General features: G+C 44.4%; 6 protein-coding genes. All 6 read right to left on the reverse strand.

Going from position 1 to position 4,858, the window contains the following annotated elements; translation table 11 throughout:
- Nucleotides 1–114: 114 nt before the first annotated feature.
- The 6 genes from HMPREF0549_RS02555 to HMPREF0549_RS02580 all read right to left on the reverse strand — a co-directional run bounded on the left by HMPREF0549_RS02555 (nt 115) and on the right by HMPREF0549_RS02580 (nt 4,636).
- Nucleotides 115–1,368, reverse strand: coding sequence for a site-specific DNA-methyltransferase (locus tag HMPREF0549_RS02555; RefSeq protein ID WP_003716698.1), 1,254 nt, complete (start codon nt 1,366–1,368; stop codon nt 115–117).
- Nucleotides 1,368–1,910, reverse strand: a complete 543-nt coding sequence (locus HMPREF0549_RS02560; RefSeq protein ID WP_003716699.1) for a P27 family phage terminase small subunit — start codon at nt 1,908–1,910, stop codon at nt 1,368–1,370. The genes HMPREF0549_RS02555 and HMPREF0549_RS02560 overlap by 1 nt, the downstream gene beginning before the upstream one ends.
- A 119-nt stretch (nt 1,911–2,029) precedes the next feature.
- Nucleotides 2,030–2,431, reverse strand: coding sequence for an HNH endonuclease (locus HMPREF0549_RS10195; RefSeq protein ID WP_445013407.1), 402 nt, complete (start codon nt 2,429–2,431; stop codon nt 2,030–2,032).
- A gap of 123 nt (nt 2,432–2,554) precedes the next feature.
- Entirely contained in the window at nt 2,555–3,022 is a 468-nt protein-coding gene (locus tag HMPREF0549_RS02570) for a hypothetical protein (RefSeq protein ID WP_003716701.1), read from the reverse strand.
- On the reverse strand, nt 3,019–4,374 hold the full coding sequence (locus HMPREF0549_RS02575; RefSeq protein WP_003716702.1) for an SNF2-related protein: 1,356 nt from the start codon (nt 4,372–4,374) through the stop codon (nt 3,019–3,021). The genes HMPREF0549_RS02570 and HMPREF0549_RS02575 overlap by 4 nt, the downstream gene beginning before the upstream one ends.
- Nucleotides 4,355–4,636 (reverse strand): VRR-NUC domain-containing protein, encoded by a 282-nt coding sequence (locus tag HMPREF0549_RS02580; RefSeq protein WP_003716703.1) that lies wholly within the window; start codon nt 4,634–4,636, stop codon nt 4,355–4,357. The genes HMPREF0549_RS02575 and HMPREF0549_RS02580 overlap by 20 nt, the downstream gene beginning before the upstream one ends.
- Nucleotides 4,637–4,858: the final 222 nt, after the last annotated feature.

The raw sequence follows: 4,858 nt of genomic DNA on the forward strand, positions 1-4,858 counted from the left end.
CACAAATCCTGTTGATGAGTTTTTGATGTTGTTTTTCTGGCTCTACATCATTTAGTGTTGGTTTAATAAAACAATGAAATTCACGCTAAATTGGTATGGTTTTTAGGATTTACACTATTCGGTACTGATAGAAATATCAGTACCTTTTTTGTTATTGTAGGCGCTGTAAAGAATAGTTTTACCATTTCTTTCCACACTAACGTTTTTGCTTGAACCAACCTGTTCAATATAACGTTGCACAATCACATCGCAATATTTAGGATCGAGTTCCATCATGTAACAAATCCGATTAGTTTGCTCGCATGCAATCAGAGTTGAACCGGAACCACCGAACGGGTCCAACACGGTACAATTGGACATGGTAGAATTCATAATCGGGTAGGCAAGCAGCGGAATCGGCTTCATAGTCGGGTGCTCCTTGCTCTGCTTAGGACGATCGAATTCCCAGATGGTGGATTCCTTTCGCCCGGTGTACCATTCGTGTTTGCCATCTTTCTTCCATCCATAGAGTACGGGTTCATGTTGCCACTGGTAGGGTGAACGACCAAGTACTAATGATTGCTTCTTCCAGATACAGCAACCGGATAAATAAAAACCAGCATCTTGGAAAGCACGGCGGAAGTTAAGGCCTTCCGTATCGGCGTGAAATACATAGATGCTGGCATCGTTAGCCATCGCTTGATTCATATTTTGAAAAGCAGCAAGCAGAAACTGGTAGAACTTGTCATCGGCTTGATGATCATTCTTGATCTTGCCAGCTTTGCTAGAGTAATCGACATTGTATGGAGGATCGGTTAATACTAGGTTGACCTTATGATCACCCAGTAATTTCTGGTAGCTTTCTGTTTTAGCAGCGTCACCACATAATAAAGTGTGTTTACCTAAGTGCCATAAGTCACCAGGCTTTGAAAAGGTCGGTTTATCCAATTCGCTATCAACGTCAAAATCATCATCATGCGTATCGTCAGCGGTGCTAAGAAGGTCTGAGATCTCATTCTCGTCAAAGCCAGTTAAGGAAACATCCAAGTCGCTGGCTTGTAAGTCAGTCATTAGCAAGGCCAACTTGTCTTTATCCCAATCACCGCTGATTTTATTGAGGGCAACGTTGAGAGCTTTTTCTTTGTCTTCATTTAAATTAACGACAACACACTCGGCTTCTTTGATCCCTTCATCCTGGAGAATCTTTAACCGCTGGTGTCCGCCAACCACGCGACCAGTTTGCTGGTTCCAGATGATTGGATCAACGTAGCCGAATTCTTTCATTGAGTGTTTTAATTTTTCATAATCAGGATCACCAGGCTTGAGATCCTTCCTTGGATTGTAATCGGCAGGGATTAAATCGGTAATTTTCTTTTTAACAAATTTCATTAGTTCATTCCTTTCCGGCTTCTTAAGAGCCGTTCCATGACATCATCTTGTGGTGTTGATCCTTGATAAGTCGTGGCATTGTTTTCTTTAACCACTTGAAAAATCTGAAACCATAATTGGCTCGATTGCTTCATGTAGTCACGACTCATGGAAACATATGGTGAAGCAATTGCATTACCAGTGGTAGGGTGGCGAGCGAGAAAACCAAACTTAGAGATGCATTCTTCACACTGAATCCACCGGCTGACACTAACGGCATATTGTTCAATCAATTGAGTGTTAACTAGTTTTTCACAACCACGCTCGACCAACCATTCCCAGGTTTCTTTGAAAATATCAGCGGCGTCAAATTCTAAACCATTCTTCTGTTTGGCCTTGAGGTACTTCTTGACTGGCGGCATCACGTGACCTTCCAGATTAGCTGGTTCTGGCAAATCGATGACGGTTGCTTCTTGGCCAGCTTCGAGCTTATCGTGAAGTGACTTAGGTTTACGTCCAGCACCAATTCGGGATCCACCACGATTCGTACCATCTTTAGCCAAATCTCTCCCTCCTTCCGGCAGGGGTTAATACCCCGTTTGATTTCGATTTTTTGTACACGAAGGCCCAGGCCCGCTCCCGCGCGAAAAATTTTTAAGGATTTGATGGCCCCCTCCGTGATTTAGTAATGATATCGACGTGGCTTTTTATGCCACCGATCATCCATCTGGGCGGTGATGCGGGAGTGGCATGGCTTACATAATGCCATCAGGTTCTTGAACTCGTTGGTGCCGCCGTGTTCCAGAGGCAGAACGTGATGGACCTCGGTGGCTTGGGTATACCTTCCTTGGCTCAGGCACATCTCACAGAAGGGATGGTGGAGCAAGTAGCGTTGACGGATCTTTGGCCAGCCACGATGATAGCGCGGACGACTACGTTTTGGTCGTTGGTAACGATTGTAGTGAGAACTGACTTGCTTAGCATGGACGTCACAATAAGTGTTGTGGGTTAGTCGCGGGCAGCCAGGGTAACGACAGGGTTTCTTGGGTGAGCAAGGCATGACACTCCTCTTTTCTGAGGGCATAAGAAAAGCCCAGCAGTTTACACCGCCAGGCTTCAATGTTATAAAGCAAATGCCTTTATCCTAATTTTCTACACTACTATCGTAACATGGATAGGCTGATTGTTTGTTCTGCGTTTTACCTTTCTAATGATGGGATCCATAAAGTAAGAGCGTGAGGTGATCGAGTGCTTTGTTCTTTTGATTGTAAGCAGTCGTCTTAGCAATGAAGTACTTGTCCATCACGATGGTTAGTCCCTCGTTCATTGACTGGTTTGGAGTGCGATAGCAGACATCTAAAACAAAGCGCTCGTCTTCAGATAACTCTTGCCAGGCTGGCTCGAACCACTTGAAGTAAAGTTGGGCTTGTTGGTAGCGTTCATTCAGCTTGGTTGTCTCATCGATGCCATGCAGCAGGCGATGCTCAGTTGGGTTATCTTTTTTACTGCTGCCAGGTACGAAACCGTAGCGTGGCGAACTGACACCAATCATTTGTTCCTTGGCTAGCTTCAGGTCGTCTTGGTAAGAGTCAATGATGAACTTCATACCATCGTAATCTTTCAAGGCTGCGACGGTCGCTCGCCGTTTGTCTAAGTAGTTCCACATGATACTCATGCCATAACACTTCCTTTCAGGTTGGCTTTCACCGCGTTAATTAAAGCTAACTGGGTTTTGTCTTTGCGTTTCAGGGCCGCCAGAATGTTTTCGTCAATGGTGCCTTCAGTGATGATGTGGTGGATAACTACTGGTTGACGTTGCCCTTGCCGCCAGAGCCGAGCGTTAGTTTGCTGGTAGAGTTCCAGACTCCAAGTTAATCCATACCAGATTAAGGTAGCACCACCAGCCTGCAGGTTAAGACCATGACCAGCAGAAGCGGGGTGGATCAAAGCTAAAGGAATCTTACCGGCATTCCAGTCCTGAATGTCACGGGGTGTTTTGATCTCACGAACCTTGAAACGACTTTTAATCTGGATTAGATCATGTTTGAACCAGTAAGCTACCAAGACAGGTTTACCATTAGCAGCTTCAACCAAATCTTCAAGGGCATCAAGTTTTCGCTGGTGAATTTGAACAATCTGCTGCTGGTCGTCGTAGACACAACCATTTGCCATCTGGCAAAGTTTATTCGATAGACTGGCTGCGTTGAGGGCATCGATTTGTTTACCCTGGGTTGAAACTACTAGCTGGGCATTAAGCTCATCATAGATTGCCTGCTCACTATTACTCATTTTTACCGGAACGGTGTTCATAGTTAATGGTGGCAGATTCAAGTAGTCCTTAGACTTCATAGAAATGGTGATGTCATCAATGGCACGGTAGATACTTTGCTCAGCGCCAGGCTTGGGTTTGTAGGTAAACACTTGATACATGTTTCGCTTGTCGGGGTCAAAGTAGTTCATCCGGTAAGATGAGATAAAGCGGCCAAGTCGTTGGCCCATGTCCAGCACGCGGAATTCCGCCCACAGATCCATCAAGCCATTAGACGACGGTGTACCTGTTAAGCCAACCACGCGTTTAATCAGAGGTCGTACTCGTTTGAGGGCTTTGAAGCGTTGTGAGCGGTAAGACTTAAAACTAGAGAGTTCATCGATCACAAACATGTCGTAGTCAAAGGAATTACCAGAGGATTCAATTAGCCATTTCAAGTTTTCCCGATTGATGATATAAATGTTGACATCTTGTTGTAGTGCTTTAATGCGTTGTAGCCTAGAACCAGTGATGACCGAGTAGGTAAGGCCTTTTAAGTGGTCCCATTTTTCAATTTCTTCTGGCCAGGTTTGTTTAGCCACGCGCAGTGGAGCGATAACTAATACCCGTTGAACTTTCCCCTGCTGAATAAGTTGTTTAATAGCAGTTAGGGTAATGACGCTTTTACCTAGTCCCATATCAAGCAAGATTGCTGCCACAGGATGATCCAGAATAAACTGAGTTGCGTATTGTTGGTATTCATGCGGTTTGTATTGCATCTAGCATTCCTCCAATCTGTCCAAATTGGTCACAAACAAAGACCTGGTAGCCAAGTTGTTTTAATTGGCTTAGCCTTTGCACTTGGAGTGGTCGGGGGCGTTTACCAGGAGCTTTCATCTCTACAAAGCCCATGTGACCATCAGGCAGGAGGACTAACCGATCAGGGACTCCGGCCATAGATGGTGAGGTGAACTTCAGGCAAAGACCTCCACGTTGGTGGGTAGCTTTGACAAAAGCAGTTTCAATTCGTTTTTCTAACATTTGTAAAATCCTTTCTAAACGTTGATTTATCAGTGATTCGTCAGGATTAATGACGGTCGTGTCGGTTGATTTACTACTCTTCTCTATATCTCTTTTTTTCTATTTTTATTCCTATATACAAGTAAGGTAAAAGAGTGTCATGACTGTCATTAGGATCGGTAAATACTGATGTATCAAGCTTTTTAAGTTGTAAAGAGTGACAGTCGATGACAGTCAACTGAG

It is taken from the genome of Limosilactobacillus vaginalis DSM 5837 = ATCC 49540 (genome assembly GCF_000159435.1).
Lineage (GTDB): Bacteria > Bacillota > Bacilli > Lactobacillales > Lactobacillaceae > Limosilactobacillus > Limosilactobacillus vaginalis.